This window comes from Streptomyces gamaensis (assembly GCF_042656465.1).
GTDB classification, from domain to species: domain Bacteria; phylum Actinomycetota; class Actinomycetes; order Streptomycetales; family Streptomycetaceae; genus Streptomyces; species Streptomyces gamaensis.
Map to the genome: position 1 here is coordinate 128,079 of NZ_JBHSPB010000017.1, position 21,863 is coordinate 149,941.

Here is a 21,863-nt window from a genome sequence, read left to right on the forward strand (position 1 = left end):
GTGATGCCTGCGCAACGTAACACCCGTTCCACTCAGCGAATCCGACGGGCGGGCGCCGTTGACAGCGCTACTCACCGGTAACAGACTCGCGTTACCGCGCGTAAGGGGCAACCGGGAGGGACCATGCCGGAGTTTGTGATGGAGCTCGACGAGGACCAGCGGGGTGTGCGCGACTGGATCCACGGCTTCGCCGCCGATGTGATGCGCCCGGCGGCCGCCGAGTGGGACGAGCGCGAGGAGTTCCCCTGGCCGGTCGTCCAGGAGGCCGCCAAGATCGGCCTGTACTCCCTGGACTTCTACGCCCAGCAGTTCTTCGACCCCACCGGGCTCGGCATCCCGATGACCCTGGAGGAGCTGTTCTGGGGCGACGCGGGCCTGGGACTGGCCATCGCCGGCACGGGACTCGCCGCCATCGGCGTGCTCACCAGCGGCACCGACGAACAGATCGGCACCTGGCTGCCGCAGATGTACGGGGACGCGGGCGACGTGAAGGTCGCGGCCTTCTGCTCCTCCGAGCCCGACGCCGGCTCGGACGTCTCCGCCATGCGCACCCGCGCCGTGTACGACGAGGCCAGGGACGAGTGGGTCATCAACGGCACGAAGACCTGGGCCACCAACGGCGGTATCGCGAACGTCCACGTGGTGGTCGCCGTCGTCGACCCCTCACTGGGCTCGCGCGGGCATGCCTCGTTCATCGTCCCGCCGGGCACCGCCGGCCTGTCCCAGGGGCAGAAGTTCAAGAAGCACGGCATCCGCGCCTCGCACACCGCCGAGGTCGTCCTGGACCAGGTGCGCGTCCCCGGCTCGTGCCTGCTCGGCGGCAAGGAGAAGCTCGACGAACGCCTCGCCCGCGCCCGGGAGCGGGCGAGGGGCGCCGGCGGCACGGCCAACTCCTCCAACGCCGCCATGGCCACCTTCGAGGCCTCCCGTCCGGCCGTCGGCGCCCAGGCCGTCGGCATCGCCCGCGCCGCGTACGAGACCGCCCTGGACTACGCCCGCACCCGCGTGCAGTTCGGCCGCCCGATCATCGACAACCAGGGCGTCGCCTTCCAGCTCGCCGACATGCGCACCCGTATCGACGCCGCCCGCCTGCTGGTCTGGCGCGCCTCCTGGATGGCCACCACCGGCAGGCCCTTCACCTCCGCCGAGGGTTCGATGTCCAAGCTCTTCGCCGGCGAGACCGCGAAGACGGTGACCGCCCAGGCCATGCAGATCCTCGGCGGCAACGGCTTCACCCGCGAGTACCCGGTCGAGCGGATGCACCGCGACGCGGCGATCTACACGGTCTTCGAGGGCACGAGCGAGATCCAGCGGCTGGTGATCGCGCGGGCGGTCTCCGGGGTGCCGATCCGCTGACGTGCGCCGGGGCGGCGCACGGGCGGCCCGAACGGAGCAGTGCGCGCAACCTCCCCGGCCGGGCCGCGGTTGTCCGGGGCACCTCCCGCGGCGGCGCGCCGCGACGACAGCCCCCCAGTGAAAGGCCCGGACGTGCTCAAGAAGGCTTGCGCGACCACTGCCCTGACCGCCTCGGCGCTCGGCTGCGTGGTCGCTCCCGCGGCGGCGGCCGGTGACAGCCGCACCGTCTCCAACGCCAACGGGGCGACGACCAGTTACGGCAACACGATCAGCGGAGGCCACGGCAGCCCACCCATGAACCTGGTCGGGGACACGCTCAACAGGCTCTGCCTCGGCGTCGGCAAACTCGGTGTGCAGTCCCTGCTCCTGCTGATCAACGTCGGTGTCCAGGACGTGCCGGTGCTCACGTCGCAACAGCAGCAGCAGTGCACGGAGAACTCCACGACCGGCGACGGCGACGACCCGGTCTCGCACCTCGCCGACCAGATCCCGGTCGCGGCCGGCAACGGCGCCGGCAACGAGGGTTGAGCGCCGGGCATGCCAGGCAGTCACCGGATGCGGTGACGGCCTGGCGCCGTGGTCACCGGGCTTCGCCGCCCGGACGCCTGCGCTGGGCCGCGAGCCATTGCGAGCGCAACCGCTCGTAGGCCTCCCGTTCGGTACGGGTCAGGACGCGGTCGCGGCGTTCGGCCAGGAAGGAGCGGATGGCGGCGTTGGTCTCCTCAAGGGACCGGTGATCGAGCTGTGGGCTGCGTGGCATGAGCACACACTACGAAGCGCGGCGGCCCGGCGGGCGCCGCAGCGGCCGAGTTGGCACAATGCTCATCAAACGCTCATCAAGGCGAGGGCGGACCGCCGGGTTCCGGGACGGTGCCGGACGGAACCGGGTCCGGGCAGAACGGTGCAGTCTACAGCAGTTTTGTGTCAAGAAAGCGTCATGTCCCGATCTCCGATGCATTTTCGGCTCATTCGGAACAGGGGCATCCGCGCGCTGCTCGTTCGTCTGTTCTGGGACTCCGGTGCGGCGCCCGGCGGGCGCGGAGCTGCGGTCCTCGTCCCCAACTGAGCGGCCAAGCTGGCCGGATCACGACGGTCCCCCCTCCCACCTGCTGTTATCTTCGCTTCTGATCTTGGCTGTGTGCGGCGGCCCCCGGGACGCGACCGCGCGCCGGTCTACGGGGGTACTTGTGCGGCTTCGGGAGAGAAGGCATCGCCGTGTCAGTCACCAACGACAAAGACCGGGACAGCGCGCGGCGCCTGATCGGCCGTGCCGAGGAACTGGCCTGTCTGTCGCGGTGTTTCGACCGGGCCCGCACCGGTACGGGGCAGGCCGTCGTCCTCCGGGGACCCGCCGGAATCGGCCGGAGTGCCCTGCTGGACGCCGCCGTCGAGCGGATGGCCGGGCGCGGAGCCGCGGTGCGGCGCTGCTCGGGCCGGGAGGGCGACGGCGCCCGCACGCGGATGCGCGAACTCTTCGGCACGGACCTGCCGGAGACCCCTGACGGGGACGCCGGCACCGTCCACGGCTTCCACCGGGCCCTCTACGCGCGTATCCGTCGGGAATCGGCCACCGCGGCCCCCCTCGTGCTCGCCGTCGACGACGCCCAGTGGTGCGACGAACGGACGCTGCGCGCCCTCGACTTCGTCCTGCGCCGGGCCGACACGCTGCCGCTGTACATCCTCCTCGCCCAGCGCACCGAGTGCGCCGGCCCCGCCCTCCCCGTGCTGGAGGAACTGCTGGCCCAGGACCGCTGCGCGGCCCTCGACCTTCCCCCGCTGACCCGCGAGGACGCCGCTCGCGTGGCCCGCGACCGGCTCGGCCCCGGCGCACCGCGGGAACGCGTCCTGCGCGCGGCCGAAGCCAGCGGCGGCAACCCGCGGCTGCTCACCCGCCTGACCGCCCGGGGCGCGCACGGCGAGGTCCTGCTCGCCGCCTCCGCCACCGCCTTCCTCGCCGGACGCCCCGGCCACGTGCGGCAACTCGCCCGCGCCCTCGCCGTCCTGGGACACGCGGGCCCCGACGTGCTGGGCGCCCTCTCCGGGGTCACCGGCAGCCGGCTCGACGCGGCCCTGGAGACGCTGCGCCGGGGCGGGGCCGTGACCGTCGCCTTCGGCACGGCCCGGCACGGCCCCCGGTACACGATGCCCGGCCCCGTGCGCTCGGCCGTGCTCGCCGAATCGGGCCCGGACCGGCTGCAGCAGCTGCGGGCCCGCGCCGCCCGGGTCCTCAACGACGCCGGGCGGCCCGCCGCCGAGGTCGCCGACCAGCTCGTACTGCTGCGGGAACTGCGCGAGCCGTGGATGCTCGCCGTGCTCCGCGAGGCCGCCGCCGAGGCCCCCGGACCCGCCACCACGCGGGCGGCGGTGCGCTATCTGCGCCGCGTCCTCGCCGCCGGGATCACCGGCGCCCAGCGCACCGGCGTCCGCCTCGAACTGGCCCGCACCGCGGCCCGGGTGGCGCCCGCCACCGCGCTGTGGCACCTGCGCAAGGCCCTCGCCGAGACCCCCGGCGCCCGGCAGCGGGCCACGGTCGCCGTCGAGTACGGGATGACCGCGTTCGGCACCCGCAACGCCCCCGACGCCACCCGGGCCCTCCACGAGGCCCTCGACGCGCTGCACGGCGAACTCGGCGAGGACCCGGCACCCGCCGACGCGGAGCTGCGCACCTCGCTGCGGTCCGCGCTGCTGGTGACCGCCGTCAACGAGAAAGGCACCATGGCGGCCGCCCGGGAATGGGCCGACGCCTGGCCCGTACCGCGCGGGGACAGCCCCGCCGAGCGCCAACTGCTGTCCGTCCAGAGCTCCTTGGCCGCCCTCGACGGCCGGCCCGCCCGGCAGGCCGCGGCCCTGGCCCGGCGGGCGCTGAAGGTCGAGGACCCCTCACCCGCCGGCTGGTGGGTGCTGGGCGCCTCCCTGGTCCTGGCCCTCGCCGACGAGACGGACGAGGCCCTCGCCGGGCTGGGGCGCGCGCTGTCGGCGAGCCGGGCCCGCTTCGAGCCGTGGATGCGCGTCGCCGCGCTCGCCGGACGCTCGCAGGTGCTGCACGAGACCGGCGAGGTCGCGGCCGCCGCCGAAGCGGCCCGCGAAGCCGTCGGACTCCTCGGCCAGGAGCACGTCCCCGCCCAGGCCATGCCCCACATCGCCCTCGGCACCGCCCTGCTGGCCCAGGGCCGCGCCGAACTCGCCGACACCGTCCTGGACCGGGCCCTGCGCCCGGACCTCCGCGAGCACATCTGGGAGTGGCACCACTACCTGTACGCCAAGGGCCGCGTCCGCCGCGCGCTCGGCGACCTGGACGGAGCCCTGGAACTCTGGCTGCGCTGCGGCCGCTCCCTGGACGAGGCGGGCGTCACCAACCCCGTACTCGCCCCCTGGTGGCTGCCGGCGACCACCACGCTCGCCGGCCGGGGCAGGACGCGGGAGGCCGCCGAACTGGTCGCCACGGCCCGGGAGCGGGCCCAGCGCTGGGGCACCCCGCGCGCCATCGGCCTCGGCCTGCTCGCCGCCGGCGTCACCGCCGAGGGCCGCGCCCGGCTGGAGCTGCTGTCCCAGTCCGTCGACGCGCTCGCCGCCTGCCCGGCCCGCCTCGACCGGGCCAAGGCCGAGTACCAGCTGGGCTGTGAACTGCTGCGCTACGACGACGCCCCCGCCGCCCGCCGCCACCTGCGCTCCGCGATCGAACTGGCCACGCGCTGCGGCTACCACACGCTCTCTTCCCTGGCCCGCACCGTCCTCGTCGCTGCCGGCGGCCGCATGCGGCAGCTCACCGCCGGCCCGGCGGACTGCCTCACCGACGGCGAACGCCGCGTCGCCCTCCTCGCACGCGACGGCGCGAGCAACCGGGAGATCGCCGAAGCCCTGTTCATCACCTCCCGCACCGTCGAGATGCACCTGACCAACGTCTACCGCAAGCTCGGCGTCCGCGGCCGCGCCGAGCTGCCCGCCGCCCTCGCCGACCTCGCCCGTACCGCCGTCGCCGCCCACGCGGCGGGCCACTAGGCCGGGGCGTCAGATGCCCAACGGCACGGCCGGCGAGGACGCCGGACAGTGGCCGCCGGACACCGGCCGCCCCGGCGCGCGGGCCCCGTTCGCCGAACGCGAGCGGGAGACCGCCCTGTTGGACCGCCTGCTCGGGCAACTGGCCGACGGGCGCTCGGCGCTCGTCCGGATCCACGGCACCCCCGGCACCGGCCGCAGCACCCTCCTGGACAAGGCGTGCGCGCTCGCCGACACCGCCGGGATCCGGGTCGCGGCCGCACACGCCTCCTACGGGGAAAGAGACCTGCCGCACGGCGTCGTCGCACAGCTCCACGCCGCCGTCGGCCCGCTCACCACCGGCACCGTCCGCTCCGGTACACCCCTGGAACTCGCCCGGCTCTTCCTCGCCTCCGCGCGGCGCCGGCCCCTGCTGATCGCCGTCGACGACATCCAGTGGGCCGACGAGCACTCCTGGCAGTGGCTGCGCGCCCTGGCCCGCCGGCTCACCGACGCGCCCGTACTCCTGCTGGCCACCCGCAACGACGCCGTCCCCCCGGGTCCCGCGCAGCGTCTGGAACTCTCCCCGCTCGTCGACGAGGACCGCGTCACCGAGCACACCCTCACCCTCGGCCCGCTGTCCCCGGCCGGCGTGGCCGAGGCCCTCTCCCACCGCTACGGGCAGCCCGTGGACGCCGGTTTCGCGGCGGCCGCCGCCGAGGCGACCGGCGGCAACCCCGCCGTGCTCGCCGCCCTCGTCGCCCGCTGCGCCCGCGCCCGCAGACCCCCGGCCGCCGGAGCGCGGGAGCACCTGGCCGCGTACGCGGCCGACGCCGTCCGCGAGCGGACCCTGCGCACCGTCGCCGTGCTGCCCGTCGAACTCCTCGACGTCCTGCGCGTCGTCGCCGCCTGCGGGCCCGACTGCACCGAGGACACCGTCCGCTACCTGGCCGAGCTCCGCACCACCGGCGCCCGCCGCGCCCTGGAACTCCTCGCCGGGACCGGCCTGTTGACCGGCGGCGAACAGCAGGCATTCCGCGATCCGGCCGCCGCCGGCGTCGTACTCGCCGGGCTGAGCACCGAGCGCCGCGAGGAACTGTGCGCCCGCGCCGCCGAGTACGCCCACCGCCGCGGCGCCCCGGACCAGACGGTCGCCCGGCTGCTGCTCGCCTCCCGTGCCGTCGGCAGCGCCTGGGCCGTCGCCGTGCTGCGCGCCGAGGCCGCCCGCCGCCGCGCCGCCGGCGAAGCCCGGGACGCGGAGCGGCTGTTGCAGCGGGCCCTGCGCGAACCCATGCCGCCCGCCCGGCGCGTGCGCGTACTCGTCGAACTCGGCGCGGTCGCGCTGCCCGCCGACCCCGAGGCCGCCGACCGCCACCTGCGGCGCGCCCTGCGCACCCACGCGGGCGCGAGCGCCGGACCCGCCTGGGTGCGCGCCGCCGAACTCCTCGTCGTCCGCGGCGACGCCGTCTCCGCACAGCCCCTGATCGCCCTGCTGCTGGACCGCTCGACACCCGCCCCGGCCGACCGGGCCGCGCTGCGGGCCCTGTACTGGCTGGCCGAGCACAGCCAGCAGGGCACGGCCCACGAACTGGACCGCCCCGACACCGCCGGACTGCCCGCCGAACCCGCCGACCCCGCGCAGGCCGGCGCCGCCGCCTGGCGCGCCGCCCTGCTCGGGGACGCCGTCGACCGCACCCGGCGGCTCGCCCGCACCGCGCTCACCGGACTTCCCGGCGACACCGCGCCGCCGACCGCCCAACTGGCCGCCTGCCACGCCCTGGTGCTGTGCGGCGACACCCGCGAGGCCCGGGACGGCGCCGAGGCCGTGCTGCTGCGGGCCGAGGCGGACGGGGCCCGCCCGCTCGCCGGGCTCGCGCACGTCGTCCTCGCCCTCGCCCACCTGCACGAGGGCCGGGCCGAGGCCGCCGCCCACGCGCTCGAACACAGCCGGCGGGCCATGCCGGAGCACCTGTGGCACCCGCTCCTGGCCCCCGCGTTCGCCGCCCTGCGGGCCCTGGTCCACCTCGCCTCCGGCGCCGTGGACGCGGCCGCGGCGGTGCTCGCGGAACGCGGCGCCGGCCAGGAGACCGGACTGGCCCGCGCTTTCTGGCTGTACGCGCGCGGCCGGGTCCTCCTCGCCCGCCGGGAGGACGCCGCGGCCCTCGCCGACCTCCAGGAGTGCGGCCGGCTGCTGCTCGCCCGGCAGGTCCTCAACCCGGCGCTGCTGCCCTGGCGTTCGGCCGCCGCCGAAGCCCTGCACCGGCTCGGGGACACGGAAGCGGCCGAGCACCTCACCGCCGAGGAGGGCCGGCTCACCCGCGCCTGGGGCGCCGCCCCCGGCCACCGGCACGGGGGAGCGGACGCGGGCCGGCCCCCCGCGCCCGTACGCCCGGCGGGACCCCGGCGCCGCGGGCCCCGGCCCGCACCCGCCGAGCCCCCCGCCCGCGGCGCCACCCCCGGCGAGCTGACCGACGCCGAACTGCGCGTCGCACGCCTGGCCGCCCGGGGACTGGCCAACCGGGCCATCGCCGCCGAACTGGCCGTCACCCTGCGCACCGTCGAACTCCACCTCACCAAGACCTATAGAAAACTGGGCATTCCAGGACGTGCGGGGCTGACCGCCGCGCTGGGGCCCCTCAAGGAGTCAGCCGATGATCCCCCTGCCCGGCCGCACTCTCGGCCGTCTGCTCGACCGGCACCATGAACTCGACCTGGTCACCGAGGCCCTCGACGCGGCCGGAGCCGGCAGCGGCAGGCTGCTCGTGGTCTCCGGCGGCCTCGGCTCGGGCCGGACCGCCCTGCTGCGGGCCCTGCCCGCGCTCGCCGCACCCCGCGGACACCGCGTCCTGCGCGCGAGCGCCGCCCCCCAGGAGAGCGACTTCGCCTTCGCCGTGGCCTGCCAGCTCCTCGAACCCCTGCTGGCCCCGGGCCCGTTCACCGGCCCGGACGGCACCCTGCCCGGCGCGGCCGACGACGCCGAACCCTACGACGAACTCCTCGCCCTCGCCGCCGACCGCAGCGCCACCCGCCCCCTGCTCCTCCTCGTCGACGACCTGCACTGGGCCGACGTGCCCTCCCTGCGCCTGCTCGCCCGCATCGTCAAACGCCTCGACCGGCTGCGCATCACCGTCGTCGCCTCCGTGCGCGAGGGCGACCCCCGCACCGACGACCCCCTCGTCCAGGAGATCACCGACCGCGCCCGGCACGTCCTGCGCCCGGCCCCGCTGTCCCGGCGCGGCACGGCGGCCCTCGCCGAGCACGTCTTCGGCCGCCCTGCCGAGGACGCCTTCACCACCGCCTGCCACACGGCCACCGGCGGCAACCCGCTGCTGCTGACCGCGCTCCTGGAAGCCCTCGCCGCCACCGGCGCCCCGACCGCCGAACACACCGACGCCGCACGGGAGATACGCCTGCCCGCCCTGCGCGAACGCCTCGGCCGCGCCCTGCGCGCCCAGGCCGCGCCCGTCCAGGCCCTCGCCAAGGCCCTCGCCGTCCTCGACGGCCACCCCGACACCGAACTCGTCGGCCGCCTCGCCGGACTGGACGCCACCGGCTGCGCCGAGGCCCTGCGGACCCTGCGCCGCCTCGGCCTCCTCGCCCCCCAGGACCCGCCCCGCTACCTGCACCGGGCCGTCCGCGACGCCGTCGAGGACATCATGACCCCCGCCGAGACGGAGGACAGCCGCATCCACGCCGCCCTCCTGCTGCACAGCGGCGGCCACCCCGCCGAACAGGCCGCCGCCCAGCTCCTGGACGCCACCTCCTGCCAGGACGGCTGGGCCACCGAGGTCATGCGCGCCGCCGCCAGGTCCGCCCTCGGCCGCGGCGCCCACGAGACCGCCGGCCGCTATCTGCGCCGCGCCCTGCTGTGCAGTTCACCCGCCGGCGCCGACCGCGCCGCCCTCCTCGTCGACCTCGCCACCGTCGAGCGCGACCTCGACCCCCCGGCCGCCGTCCGGCACATCTCCCAGGCCATGCTGCTCATACCCGACACCACCCGGCGCGCCATGGCCGCCGCCCGGATCGCCCCCGTCCTCATCGGCGGCTGCCCGCCGCCCACCGTCGAGGCCGTCCGCGAACTCGCCGAGGAACTCGGCCCACCGGACCGCATCGCCGGCGAGGACCGCGAGTCCGCGCTGCGCCTGGAGGCCCGGCTGCGCCACCCCGCCATGGCCCGCCCCGGCCTGCTCGCCTCCTGCGCCGCCCGGCTGCGCGCGCTCGGCCCCCGGCCCGCCCTGCACACCGCCGCCGAACGCGAACTCGTCACCGTGCTCCTCGCCGGCGCCACCCTCACCCAGGACGTCTCCGCCGCCGAGGCCGTCCCGCTCGCCGAGCGCGTCCTCGCCCACGAGCCCGCCTCCCCGGCCCACGTCCACACCGCCCTGACCCTCCTCGTCCACGTCCTGTCCGCCGCCGACTCCGTCACCACCGTCGAACCCTGGCTGCGCACCGCCGCCGAACGCGCCCACGCCACCGGAACCCCCGTACCGCGGGCCGTGATCGCCGTCGAGCTCACCCAAGTCCTCCTCGCCCAGGGACGCTTGACCGAGGCCCGCGCGCGGGCCGCCGAGGCCCTGGACCTCGGCATCGCCGACTGGACCACCCTGCACTCGCTGATGCCCCTGGTGATGACGGCCATCGAGAGCCGCGACGCCGAACTCACCGGCCGCCTCCTGGCCTGCTACCGCGAGGGCGCCCACCACGGAGTACGCCCCTCCCCGCTGCAACTCCTGCGCGGCTCCACGGCCGCCGCCGCCGGCGATCTGCCCACCGCCCTGGAGTACTTCCTCGACTGGGGGCGCGCCGCCGAGCGCGCCGAATGGCACAACCCCGCCCTCTACCCCTGGCGCGCCCGCGCCGCCGGAATCCACCAGCGCATGGGCCGCACCGTGCAGGCGGAACGGCTCATGGAGGAGGAGTACGCGCGCGCCCACCAGTGGGGCAGCGCCGTGGCCGTCGGCCGCGCCCAGCGCATGAAGGGCGCCCTCACCGAGGGGGAGGCGGGCCTGGCCCTGCTGCGGGAGTCCCTGGAGACCCTGCGCGAGGCCGTCAACGGCATGGAACGCGCCCGTACTTCGGTCCTCCTCGGCAGCAGACTGCGCGACGCCGGCCGGCCCGAGGCGGAGGGCCATCTGCGCCGGGGCCGGCAGGAGGCCCTGGACTGCGGGGCGCCCTGGCTGGCCGCCCGCGCCGCCCGCGAACTGGCCGCCATGGACCGCGGCACCGCCGTCACGGCCGTCGGCTCCCTCACCCCCGCCGAACGCCGCGTCGCCTCCCTCGCCGCCCACGGGGTGCCCAACAAGGACATCGCCGAACGCCTGCGGGTCAGTTCGCGGGCCGTGGAGAAACACCTCACCCGCAGCTACCGCAAGCTCGCCATCACCGGCCGGACCGAACTCTCCGGCCTGGCCCACCTCCTGCCCCAGAGCACCACCGGGTGAGCGCCACCGCGCGGCGGACCGTACCGAACCGCGAGCCACTTCGGTCGCAGCCCGACCGAACCTTCCCGCCCTCCCCACAGGGTTAGCGCGGCAGGGCACCGATTCCGTTGACAGTGCTCCGGCCGCCTCCATAACGTCCCGCTGAATCCCCCGTAGTTCACTCCTCTTCGCGGCCCGTCGCGGGCCCGTAGTGTCGGAAGGCCAGGTAACTCCAGCGTGGTAGACAACCAGCAGCACCTGTCGCGGCGTCGTCTCTTCGGCCTGGCGGCCCTCGGCGCCGCCGCGGCGGCCGGGGTGACCACCATCACCGCCGCCCCCCGCGCGGCCGCCGCCACCAGGGCCGCCGACGACGGCTCGTTCGTGCCCGCCGTCGTCATCGGCACCGGCTACGGCGCGGCCGTCTCCGCGCTGCGGCTCGGCGAGGCGGGGGTGTCCACGCTGATGCTGGAGATGGGCCAGCTGTGGAACCAGCCCGGCCCGGACGGCAACGTCTTCTGCAACATGCTCAAGCCCGACAAGCGCTCCAGCTGGTTCAAGAAGCGCACCGAGGCACCGCTGGGCTCCTTCCTGTGGTTCGATGTCGTCAACCGCGACATCGAGCCTTACGCGGGCGTGCTGGACCGCGTCAACTTCGACCAGATGTCGGTCTACGTCGGGCGCGGCGTCGGCGGCGGCTCCCTCGTCAACGGCGGCATGGCCGTACAGCCCAAGCGCTCGTACTTCGAGGAGATCCTGCCGCAGGTCGACGCGGGCGAGATGTACGACCGCTACTTCCCGCGCGCCAACGCCATGCTCAAGGTCAACCACATCGCCCCGGACTGGTTCGAGAAGACCGACTGGTACCAGTTCGCGCGCGTCTCCCGCGAGCAGGCCGGCAAGGCGGGCCTGAGCACCACCTTCGTCCCCAACGTCTACGACTTCGACTACATGCGCCGCGAGGCCGCCGGCGAGGTCCCCAAGTCCGCACTGGGCACCGAGGTCATCTACGGCAACAACCACGGCAAGCAGAGCCTGGACAAGACCTACCTCGCCGCCGCCCTGGGCACCGGCAAGGTCACCATCGAGACCCTCCACCAGGTCAAGGCGGTACGCCAGCAGCCCGACGGCACCTACGTGCTCACCGTCGACCGGATCGACGCCGACGGCCGGCAGCTGGCCCGCAAGGAGATCTCCTGCCGCTACCTCTTCCTCGGCGCCGGCAGCCTCGGCTCCAGCGAACTCCTCGTCCGCGCCCGCGACACCGGCGCCCTGCCCGGCCTCAACGACGAGGTCGGCCGCGGCTGGGGCCCCAACGGCAACATCATGACCGCGCGCGCCAACCACATGTGGAACCCCACCGGATCCAAGCAGTCCTCGATCCCGGCGCTCGGCATCGACGACTGGGACAACGCGGCCGCCCCCGTCTTCGCCGAGATCGCGCCCATGCCCGCCGGCGTGGAGACCTGGGTCAGCCTCTACCTCGCCATCACCAAGAACCCCGAGCGCGGCACCTTCGTCTACGACCGCGCCACCGACCGGGCCAAGCTGCAGTGGACCCGCGAGCAGAACGCGCCCGCCGTCGCCGCCGCGAAGTCGCTCTTCGACCGGATCAACAAGGCCAACACCACCATGTACCGGTACGACCTGTTCGGCGCCCAGCTCAAGGCGTTCGCCGACGACTTCTCCTACCACCCGCTCGGCGGCGCCGTCCTCGGCAAGGCCACCGACCTCTACGGCCGCGTCCAGGGACACAAGAACCTCTACGTCACCGACGGCGCGCTCATCCCCGGTTCCGTCGGCGTCAACCCCTTCGTGACGATCACGGCACTGGCCGAGCGCAACATCGAGCGCGTCATCGCGCAGGACATCACCGCCCGGTAGCAACTCCGGCCCCCTGCGGGGGGCCTGCACGGCACGCCCCCCGGCTTCCGGCTCCGCGGGCCTTCCGCAAGAGGTGACTTCGTGAACGACCCGCAGCTGACCGACGGGGAAAACGATGGGGAAGACGACGAGGAAAGGCTGCGCGGCTTCCTCCGGCACGTGATGGCGGACCTGCGCGGGGCCCGCGAACGCCCGCCGCGCACCGGCGGGGACGGCCGGGAGCCGATCGCGATCACCGCGGCGGGCTGCCGCTTCCCCGGCGGCATCGACTCCCCCGAGGACCTGTGGCGCCTGCTGGCCGAGGGGCGCGCACTGCCCGACGGCCCCGACGACCGGGGCGGCGGGCCCGTCACCGGGGACCCCGGGCAGCGCCTGCTGCTCGCCTCCTGCCGGCAGACCCTGGAACGCGCCGGCATCGACCCGGTCCCGGGGACGGGCGGCAGCGTCGGAGTCTTCGCGGGCGCGGTGTACCACGACCGCACCGGCGCGCCGGGGGCCGGCCGCGGCACGGTCGGCGTCGTCTCCGGCCGTATCGCGGGCGGCCTGGGCCTCGAAGGCCCCGCCGTCACCGTCGACGCCGCCTGCTCCTCGTCGTTGACCGCCCTGCACCTGGCCGTCGAGGCCGTCCGTCAGGGCGAGTGCGCCATGGCACTGGCGGGCGGTGTCAGCGCCGTACGCGCCTGCGCCGTCCCGTCGGACGGACCGGTGTGGTCCACGGGGGTCGGCACCCTGCTCGTCGAGCGGCTCCCGGCCGCCCGGCGGGCCGGCCGGCCCGTCCTCGCTGTCGTCCGCGGCAGCGCCTTCGGCCGGGACGACGGCGAGGAAGCACCCGCCGACCCCGGGGGAGGCCGCCAACAGCGCGTCATCCGGCAGGCGTTGGGCAGCGCCGGGCTCACCCCCTCGGACATCGACGCCGTGGAGGCGCACGGCGCCGGAGCCGCCCTCGACGACTCCGCCGGACTCCGGGCCCTGACGGCCGTCTACGGCCGGGACCGGCACCGGGACCGTCCGCTGTGGCTGGGCTCGCTCCCGTCCGTCCTCGGATACGGGTGGGGCGGCGCCGGAGTGTGCGGGGTGATCGCGATGGTGCAGGCCCTGCGGCACGGGCTGCTGCCCGGCGCCCCGGCCGCGACCGGTCCCGCCCCGCCCGGGGCCGGGACCGCGGGCGGAGTACGGCCGCCGGCCGGCCCGGCCCGCTGGCCGCGCGGCGGGCGACCCCGCAGGGCCGCCGTCGGCGCCTTCGGCACCGGTGGCGCCAGCGCCCACGTCGTCATCGAGGAGGCCCCGCCCGCCGAGGGCGGCCCCGTCGGCCCGAACGGACAGGAAACGCACGGCACTTCGGCTCACACCTCTCTTCCCGGCGGGTGGACCCATGACGGAGAACACGCACAACGAGCGGACCGGACACCCGACGCGTGAGCGAGGGACGGGGGAGCCAGGGACGGGGGAGCGGGAGCCGGTCGCCGTCGTCGCGATGGGCTGTCGCTATCCGGGGGGCGCCGACAGCCCCGAGGCCCTGTGGCGCCTCGTCGAGAACGGCGCCGGCCCGGACCCCGACCCCCTGGCCGACCGGCACAGCGGCGTCAACGACCCCTTCCTGAACGGGGTGTTGCGTCTGCCCTCGCGCGCGGCGCTCGCCGCCGGCACGCGACAGCTGCTGCTGGAACTCGCCCAGGAGACCTTCGCACGCGCGGGCATCGACCCGCTGTCGGCCCCCGGCTCCGGGGCCGTCGTCTTCGCCGGCCTCGCACACCGGGCGGGGGAGGGCCGGACGGAAGAGGCGCACGGCCGGCTTGTCACCGGAACCGTCTCCGGCCTCGCCCCGGGCCGCGCCACCGGCGGCGCCGGCTCCTCCGGCTCCTCCGGCCCCGAAGGGCCGGCGCCGGCCGCCGGCCCCGCGTGCTCGCTGGTGGCCGTGCACCTGGCGGTCCGGGCGCTGCGCGACGGCACGTGCGCGCTCGCCCTGGCAGGCGGCGCGACGGTCGACGCGGCCACCGTGCCGTCCCCCGTCTCCGGCGACCGCCGGGGGCACGCGGTGCCCCGCCGGGGCGTGGGCGCGGGCCTGCTGCTCCTGGAACGGCTCTCGGACGCCCGGCGCAACGGACACCCGGTCCTCGCGGTCGTCTCCGGTTCGGCCTCCGGCCGGGACGACGCGCCGGAGGAACCGTTCCAACGGCACGTGATCCGGCAGACGTTGGCACACACCGGCCGGGCCGGCGAGGAACGCGCCGCGACGGCGTACGGACAGCACGGACCCGGCGGGCCGGGCGGGACGGTGAGGCATCCGCTGCGGCCGGGGCCGCTGCAGTCCGTCCTCGGGCACGTCCGGTCCGCCGCCGGTGTGGGCGGTGTGATCGTGATGGTGGAGGCCCTGCGGCATGGGCTGTCCCCGGGAGAGCTGCGGGTGGACCGGGCCTCGGGCGCGGTGCGGCTGCTGGACGGACCGGACCCGAGGCCGGAGGACGACCGCCCGGACCGGGCCCGTGTCTCCTCCCACGGGACCGGCGGCACACGCGCCCACGTCGTCGTCGAACGGGCCCCCGCCGCGCCCGCCGCGAGCCGCGTGCCCGCCGTGCGGACGGTCTCCGCGCGCAGCGCGACGGCACTGCGCGAGCAGGCGGAGCGACTGCTCGCGCACGTCCTCGGCGTCACCGAGGACAGCACCGCCGGCAGCGCGTACGTACCGGCCGCCCCGCTCGCCCCCGCCGTCGCCCCGCACCGCCGCCGGCCCGGACCCCGGCGACCGGAGAGGCACTCCCGGGCACACGGCCCCGCGCACGGCGCCCCGGCCCTTCCCGTGGCCCTCCTCGAATCCCTTGAATCCCTTGTACCGAAACCCTGTTGGAAGGAACGAACGTCCCCGTGACCTCCGCGAGCGCCAAGACCGACGACAACGGCCTGTGGATCCGCAGATTCCACCCGCGCCCCGACAGCGACGTCCGCCTGGTGTGCCTGCCGCACGCGGGCGGCTCGGCGAGCTTCTTCTTCCCCGTCTCGCAGGCCATGCCGGACGGCGTCGACGTCCTGTGCGTGCAGTACCCCGGCCGCCAGGACCGCAGGCTCGAACCCCTCGTCGACACCCTCCCCGAACTCGCCGACCGGGTCTTCGAGGCCCTGCGGCCCTGGGCCGACCGCCCGCTCGGCCTGTTCGGCCACAGCATGGGCGCCACCCTCGCCTACGAGGTCGCCCGCCGCTTCGAGAAGGCCGGCACCCCCCCGGCCGCCGTCTTCGCCTCCGGCCGCCGGGCCCCCTCCACCCACCGCACCGAGACCGTGCACCTGCGCGACGACAACGGCATCATCGCCGAACTCAAGGAACTCTCGGGCACCGACTCCCAGCTCCTGGGCGACGAGGAGGTACTGCGCATGGTGCTGCCCGCGATCCGCGCCGACTACCGCGCCGTCGAGACGTACGTCCACACCCCCGGCCACCCGCTGCGCACCCCCCTGACCGTCCTCGTCGGCGACGACGACCCCAAGGTCACGGTCGCGGAGGCCAGGGCGTGGGAGCAGCACACCACGGGGGACTTCGACTTCCATGTCTTCCCCGGGGGGCACTTCTTCCTCGCGCACCACCAGCGGGTGATCAACAAGTTGATCGCCGATCGGATGGTGGGGGCGGGGGCCGTGTAGACGGGGGAACGGCGGTTGGCCCCTGGGGATGTCCCCAGGGGCCAACCACCCCCTGCTGCGGGGGCGGTTGCTACGCCATCGCGTTGGTCTGGTTCGTGCCGTCCTGGCCGATCCAGCCGGTGAAGCCGGTGCCCGTGTGGCGGGCGCTGCTGATCTTGCCGTCGGGGCCGATGACGACGACGACCGTACGGCCCTGGGCGTCCTGCGTGACGCCGGGCGTGGCGCGGTGGTTGATGCCGCCGTCCAGCCAGGTGCCGGGGCGGCCCTGGCCGACGGAGAGGCGGACGCGGCCCTTGGCGTCGCGGGCGGCCAGGACGGTGGTGCCGTCCTTCTCGACGGAGACCGCGGCGCGGCCGAAGCCGCCGATGGCGTCGGTGAGGGCGGTCTGCTTCCAACTGCCGTCCGCCGGGCGGTCGCAGACCATCACGCGGGCCGTGTCGGCCTGACGCGAGACCATGCGCATGCCGCCGTCGGAGAGGGGGACCAGGGTCAGTTCGCCGGTGACCAGGGGCAGGCCAGTCGGGTCCATGAGCCGCGGGGTCTCACCGGCGCTCGGCGACATCCAGTGGGTGACGGTCTTGTCGGAGACCTGGATCTCGAACTTGTCCTTGCCCTTGTCGTCCTTGGTGACGGTGTAGCCGTAGGCGTAGGAGTAGGCGACCAGATGCATCCGGCCCTTCGCGTCGACGGCGGCGTCCAGACCGTCCTCGATCCGCCTCCCGTTCGGCGAGGCCAACTGCTGCCACCGCGACCAGTTCTTGCCGTCGGAGCTGGTACGGAAGCTGATCTTCTCGTCCCAGTTGCGGACGAAGACGGAGAAGTTGCCCTTCTCGTCCACGACCGCGACCGGGTAGCCGACCTCCAGGGACCGGGCCGCGTCGCTCTCGGGTGAGCCGAGACTGTCCCAGGGGCCGAACGCCGGCGCACCGCCCGAGCCCGGATTGGTCTGCAGGGCAGTGACGACCTCTTGCTGCTGATACTTGCCCGCGGTCGACGGCACGGTCCTGCGGACGGCGAACAGCTGGAGTTTGCCGTCCGGGCGGCGCACCACCTGGATCTGGCCCTCCAGTACCTGGTCCTTCGGAAGGTCGCCGCCCACCGAGGCGGGACCGGTCCACTGCCCGCTGCCGGCCGTGGTTTCCGTCCAGCACTGCGCGGCGCCGTTCAGCAGGGAGAAGGCCGTGAGCCGGCCGTCGGGCAGCGTCGCGATCCAGCGCGCCGTGCCCGTCGCACGCGTACGGCAGTGGTGGCTCCATCGCTGGCCGGTCGCGGGGCGCTTGCCGACCTTGAGGTCACCGCAGCCCGCCGCGTCGCCGCAGTCCGCCTTGTCCGCCCAGCCGTAGGTCAAGAGGTAGTCGACCTTGCGGTCGATGGCGTTCGTGTCGAGGTTCCACGGCAGGCTCAGGCTCGTGGTCTCGTAGCCGAGGTAGGTCTCCACCGCGGTGGGGCGGGCGTGCTCCTTGGACCAGTACCGGGTCAGGGCCATCTGTGTGTAGAGCGCCGAGGCGGTGTGGTCCTGGTGGTCGTGGCTGGCAATGCCCTTCAGTACCCCCGGGGCCGTGTTGAACGGCGACCTCTCCCAGTAGGGAAGGTGGGAGGGGTTGGGGTCCAAGGTGCGCACCACGGAGGGCTGGTAGCGCTCCAGGACAGCGGTGAGGGTGTCGATGACATCCCCGTGCTTGTACTGGTAGGTCTTCTTCAGCGGGCTCCTGGTGGGCAGGAGCGTGGACAGTGTGGGAACTGCCCCCAGCCACAGGCCGCGCATGCAGTTCGGGGGCGCGTATTGGATGGTCCGCGCTTCGCACAGGCCCATGAAGATGAGCTGGACCTGAGGGGCGGCCGTGAGCGTGTGCAGTTCGACCTGGAAGCCGGGTATGAGGCTCAACGCCTCAAGCTCCCACGGACTTTCGGGATCGCCGGTGGCCATCTGGGCGGTCGCCCGACGCAGGCCGTTGGTGCGAGCGCGGACAAACTCGGGACGCTTTTCGGGGAGCTCCGGACCGTCCTGCGAATTGTTGCCGTTCGACTCGCCACCCGTCATGCACACCGTCACCGACGGAGCCCCACTCAGAATGGACTGCTCCAGCTCCGGGTTCATGAAGAACAGGTTGTCGTCCTCGTGCGCCATGATGTGCAGGAACGACTCATTGCCCGAACCCTTCGCCCGCGCCTGGACGAACCTCCTCGCGCCGGACTCCGTCGCCTCGGGCGCGGGGGCCAGCCACTGCCAGGTTCCGGCGGCGCCCGCTCCCACGGCGAGGCCGCCGCCGGCGATCTGGAGGGCGCGACGGCGCGATATGTGCCCAGGCACGGATGGTCTCCTTCGATCTCTGCGCCCTGCGGCGCAGCATGCAAAAACGGGCGAACTGCTCCGATCGCCCGCGCGGTTCAAGAGGTGATCATATGATGCAGAACAGCGGCGGTGGGCCCCTCGGTACCGAGGGGCCCACCGCCGCTGTTCGCCAAGCAGTCCGTTACGACATCGTGCTGGTCTGCGCCTTGCCGTCCTGCCCGATCCAGTCGGTGAAGCCGCTGCGGCCCGTGCCGGTGCGGCGGGCGCTGCTGATCTTGCCGTCCGGGCCGATGACGACGACGACCGTACGGCCCTGGGCGTCCTGCGTCACGCCGGGCGTGGCACGGTGACCGATGCCGCCGTCGAACCACGCGGTGTCCGGGCGCCCCGCGCCCTTGGCGAGGCGGACGCGGCCCTTGGCGTCACGGGCGGCCAGGACGGTGGTGCCGTCCTTCTCGACGGAGACCGCGGCGCGGCCGAAGCCGCCGATGGCGTCGGTGAGGGCGGTCTGCTTCCAACTGCCGTCCGCCGGGCGGTCGTAGACCACTACGCGGGCGGTGCCGCCGTGGCGCGCGACCGCGCGCATGCCGCCGCCGGGCAGCGGGGCCAGGCTGAGTTCGCCGGTGACGGCGGGCAGGCCCGTCGGGTCCATGAGCCGCGGGGTCTCGCCGGCGCTCGGCGACATCCAGTGGGTGACGGTCCCGCCGGAGACCTGGACGTGGTACTCGTCGTTGCCTTCCTTGTCCTTGGTGGTGGTGTAGCCGTAGGCGTAGGAGTAGGCGACCAGGTGCATCCGGCCCGCCTCGTCGAAGGCGGCGTCCAGACCGTCCTCGACGCGCCTGCCGTTCGGGGTCTCCAACTGCTGCCACCGCGACCAGTTCCTGCCGCCGGCAGCGGTACGGAAGCTGATGTTCTCGTCCCAGTGGCGGACGAACACCGTGACGGTGCCCTTGTCGTCCACGACGGTGACGGGCTGGCCGACCTCCAGGGAGCGGGCCGGGTCGCTCTCGGGGGAGTCGAGGCTCTCCCAGGAGTCGAACACGGGGGTGCCGCCCGAGCCCGTACCGGTCTGCAGCGCGGTGACGACCTCACGCTTGTGCGTCCTGCCGGGGGCCGACGGCACGATCCTGCGGACGGCGAACAGCTGGAGCTTGCCGTCCGGGTGGCGCGCCACCTGTATCTGGCCCTCCAGCATCTCGCCGCCCGCCTTGGCGGGGCTGTTCCAGGTGCCGCTGCCGGCCGTGGTCTCCGTCCAGCACTGCGCGGCGCCGTTCAGGACGGCGAACGCCACGAGCCGGCCGTCGGGCAGGGTCGTCACCCAGCGGGACGTGCCCGGCGTGCGGGTGCGGCAGTTCTGCGTCCAACGGGTGTCCTTGGAGCGGTCGTCGACCTTGCGGTCACCGCAGCCGGACTTGTCGCCGCAGTCCGCGCCGTCGACCCAGCCGTAGGTGTCGAGGAACTCCAGCTTGCGGTCGATCGCGGTGCCGTCGAGGTTGGGCGGCAGCTTCAGGTCCGAGACCTCGTAGCCGAGGTAGCTCTCCACGGCCGTGGGGCGGCTGTGTTCCTTGGTCCAGTACTGGGCCAGGGCCGCCTGCGTGTACAGCGCGGAGGCGGTGTGGTCCTGGTGGTCGTAGCTGACGATGCCCCGCAGCTTCTCGGGCGTCGAGGGCTGGTTGAGCCGGTCCTTGTCCCAGTAGGCGCGGTGGCTGGGGTTGGGGTCCAGGGTGCGGACCACGGAGGGCTGGTAGCGCTCCATGACGGCGGTGAGCGTGTCGACGACCTGCCCGTGCGCGTACTGGTACGTCCTCTTCACCGGACCGCCGGCGGGCGGGAGCGTCGTCAGTGAGCGAGCGGCGCCCAGCCACAGGCCGCGCATGCTGCGCTCCTTCGGGTTCTTGATGGCCCCCGCTTCGACGAGCTCCATGAAGATCAGCTGGATCTGGGGAGCGGCCTTCAGCGTGTGCAGTTCGACCTCGAAGCCGGGTATGAGGCGCAGCGCCTCGATCTCCCAGGGGCTTTCGGCGTTGCCGGTGGCCATTTGCGCGGTCGCGCGGCGCAGGCCGTTGGTGCGGGCACGCACGAACTCCGGCTGCTTCTCCGGGAGTTTCCTGTAATCGGCGCCGCTCAGCTTGTGGCCGTTGGCGTTCCTGCCGTCGGACTCGCCGCCCGTCATGCACACCGTCACCGAGGCGGCCCCGCTGAGCAGGGACTGTTCCAGCTCGGGGTTCATGAAGTACAGGTTGTCGTCCTGGTGCGCCATGATGTGCAGGAACGACTCGTCGCCGGAGCCCTTCGCCCGCGCGAGGACGCCGTTCTTCGCGCCGGAGTCCTCGGCATCGGGAGCCAGCCACTGCCAGGTTCCCACGGCTGCGCCCGCTCCCACGACGAGACCGCCGCCGGCGATCTGGAGGGCGCGACGGCGTGATATGTGCCCAGGCACGGATGGTCTCCTTCGATTTCCGCGCCCCGAGACGCGGCGGCCATGCAAAAACGGGCGAATTACGCTAATCGCCCGTGGTTCAAGAGTTCGATCATATGATTCGCAGCCTGCTGTTTCCCATCCGTCGTGTAACAGCCGCATCTCGACCTCGCGGAATTCGCGCCCGTTCTGGATGGTCGTGCCGCTCCGTATGCGACTGATTACGCGCGGTCGTGAGGAAAGTGCTCGACGGGCCTTCCCCGGTGATCGCCGCCGCGCCAGGATGGGTGCCCATGGCGAACATCTCGGCACTGGTCACCCTGCTCGGCCTTGAACCCCACGTCGAGGGCGGATGGTTCAAGGAGACGTGGAAGACGCCCGTCGTGGCACGGCCCGACGGATACGACGGGCCCCGCGCGTACGCGACCGGCATCTACTTCCTGCTGCACCCCGGAGAGATCTCGCGCTGGCACCGGGTGCGCTCGGACGAGCTGTGGCTGTGGCACCGGGGCGGGCCCCTGCGGATGCGGCTCGGCGGCAGCGGCGGCGCCCCGGACGAGGCCGGTGCCACGGAGACGGTCCTCGGCCCCGGGGTCGAGAGCGGGGAGCGGCCGCAGTTCCTCGTCCCGGGCGGCGTGTGGCAGTCGGCGGAGCCGGCCGGTGACGAGCCGGTGCTGGTGAGCTGCGTGGTGGCGCCGGGCTTCGACTTCGCGGACTTCGAGATGGAGTGAGCGGCGGTCCGGTCCGCGGTCCGCGGTCTGCGACTGTGGTCCGCAGGCCGTGTCGTGGTCTGTGGTCTGCGGGCCCTGGAGTACGGGGCGATCCCGGGGAAGTCCCGGAGACCGGTCTCAGGGGTGGCACTGGCATCACCCCGATCCGGGCGCCG

The 21,863-nt window shown here is 74.3% G+C and carries 13 protein-coding genes; 10 read left to right on the forward strand and 3 right to left on the reverse strand.

The genetic code is table 11. The features are described 5' to 3' along the window. Positions 1–123 precede the first annotated feature (123 nt). Together ACFP1Z_RS25160 and ACFP1Z_RS25165 are read left to right on the forward strand one after the other, a co-directional pair. Positions 124–1,356: an acyl-CoA dehydrogenase family protein gene (locus ACFP1Z_RS25160; protein ID WP_390319686.1), complete on the forward strand. Its 1,233-nt coding sequence runs from the start codon at positions 124–126 to the stop codon at positions 1,354–1,356. A 132-nt stretch (positions 1,357–1,488) separates the two neighbouring features. Continuing rightward, positions 1,489–1,884, forward strand: coding sequence for a rodlin (locus tag ACFP1Z_RS25165; RefSeq protein WP_390319688.1), 396 nt, complete (start codon positions 1,489–1,491; stop codon positions 1,882–1,884). A gap of 52 nt (positions 1,885–1,936) precedes the next feature. On the opposite strand, the gene ACFP1Z_RS25170 is transcribed toward ACFP1Z_RS25165, so the two are convergent. Further along, positions 1,937–2,116: a hypothetical protein gene (locus tag ACFP1Z_RS25170; protein WP_390319689.1), complete on the reverse strand. Its 180-nt coding sequence runs from the start codon at positions 2,114–2,116 to the stop codon at positions 1,937–1,939. Between the two features lie 455 nt (positions 2,117–2,571). Between ACFP1Z_RS25170 and ACFP1Z_RS25175 the strand changes: the two genes are divergently transcribed. From ACFP1Z_RS25175 to ACFP1Z_RS25205, 7 genes are all read left to right on the forward strand, one after another. Further along, entirely contained in the window at positions 2,572–5,355 is a 2,784-nt protein-coding gene (locus tag ACFP1Z_RS25175) for a helix-turn-helix transcriptional regulator (protein WP_390319691.1), read from the forward strand. Positions 5,356–5,368: 13 nt separating this feature from the next. Next, positions 5,369–8,035: an AAA family ATPase gene (locus tag ACFP1Z_RS25180; RefSeq protein ID WP_390319693.1), complete on the forward strand. Its 2,667-nt coding sequence runs from the start codon at positions 5,369–5,371 to the stop codon at positions 8,033–8,035. Beyond that, entirely contained in the window at positions 7,983–10,772 is a 2,790-nt protein-coding gene (locus tag ACFP1Z_RS25185) for an AAA family ATPase (protein ID WP_390319695.1), read from the forward strand. Before ACFP1Z_RS25180 ends, ACFP1Z_RS25185 begins: the two co-directional genes overlap by 53 nt. A 216-nt stretch (positions 10,773–10,988) precedes the next feature. After that, positions 10,989–12,632, forward strand: a complete 1,644-nt coding sequence (locus ACFP1Z_RS25190) for a GMC oxidoreductase (RefSeq protein WP_390319698.1) — start codon at positions 10,989–10,991, stop codon at positions 12,630–12,632. Between the two features lie 81 nt (positions 12,633–12,713). Further along, positions 12,714–14,051 (forward strand): beta-ketoacyl [acyl carrier protein] synthase domain-containing protein, encoded by a 1,338-nt coding sequence (locus tag ACFP1Z_RS25195; RefSeq protein ID WP_390319701.1) that lies wholly within the window; start codon positions 12,714–12,716, stop codon positions 14,049–14,051. Further along, on the forward strand, positions 14,005–15,498 hold the full coding sequence (locus tag ACFP1Z_RS25200; RefSeq protein WP_390319703.1) for a beta-ketoacyl synthase N-terminal-like domain-containing protein: 1,494 nt from the start codon (positions 14,005–14,007) through the stop codon (positions 15,496–15,498). The genes ACFP1Z_RS25195 and ACFP1Z_RS25200 overlap by 47 nt, the downstream gene beginning before the upstream one ends. After that, positions 15,495–16,265 (forward strand): thioesterase II family protein, encoded by a 771-nt coding sequence (locus ACFP1Z_RS25205; protein WP_390319705.1) that lies wholly within the window; start codon positions 15,495–15,497, stop codon positions 16,263–16,265. Before ACFP1Z_RS25200 ends, ACFP1Z_RS25205 begins: the two co-directional genes overlap by 4 nt. A 70-nt stretch (positions 16,266–16,335) precedes the next feature. Here ACFP1Z_RS25205 and ACFP1Z_RS25210 read toward each other — a convergent pair whose 3' ends face one another. After that, on the reverse strand, positions 16,336–18,576 hold the full coding sequence (locus ACFP1Z_RS25210; RefSeq protein ID WP_390319707.1) for a PIG-L family deacetylase: 2,241 nt from the start codon (positions 18,574–18,576) through the stop codon (positions 16,336–16,338). A gap of 163 nt (positions 18,577–18,739) precedes the next feature. After that, on the reverse strand, positions 18,740–20,998 hold the full coding sequence (locus ACFP1Z_RS25215) for a PIG-L family deacetylase (RefSeq protein WP_390319709.1): 2,259 nt from the start codon (positions 20,996–20,998) through the stop codon (positions 18,740–18,742). A 272-nt stretch (positions 20,999–21,270) separates the two neighbouring features. Here ACFP1Z_RS25215 and ACFP1Z_RS25220 point away from each other — a divergent pair, with 272 nt between their 5' ends. Further along, a complete protein-coding gene (locus ACFP1Z_RS25220; RefSeq protein ID WP_390319710.1) occupies positions 21,271–21,708 on the forward strand; it encodes a cupin domain-containing protein in 438 nt (145 codons plus the stop codon). The last annotated feature ends 155 nt before the right edge of the window (positions 21,709–21,863 follow it).

Excerpts from the sequence above, each read along its gene's own strand:
- ACFP1Z_RS25160 (WP_390319686.1), top strand. The coding sequence starts at position 124 with ATGCCGGAGTTTGTGATGGAGCTCGACGAGGACCAGCGGGGTGTGCGC.
- ACFP1Z_RS25170 (WP_390319689.1), bottom strand. The coding sequence starts at position 2,116 with ATGCCACGCAGCCCACAGCTCGATCACCGGTCCCTTGAGGAGACCAAC.
- ACFP1Z_RS25180 (WP_390319693.1), top strand. The coding sequence starts at position 5,369 with ATGCCCAACGGCACGGCCGGCGAGGACGCCGGACAGTGGCCGCCGGAC.
- ACFP1Z_RS25185 (WP_390319695.1), top strand. The coding sequence starts at position 7,983 with ATGATCCCCCTGCCCGGCCGCACTCTCGGCCGTCTGCTCGACCGGCAC.
- ACFP1Z_RS25200 (WP_390319703.1), top strand. The coding sequence starts at position 14,005 with ATGACGGAGAACACGCACAACGAGCGGACCGGACACCCGACGCGTGAG.
- ACFP1Z_RS25220 (WP_390319710.1), top strand. The coding sequence starts at position 21,271 with ATGGCGAACATCTCGGCACTGGTCACCCTGCTCGGCCTTGAACCCCAC.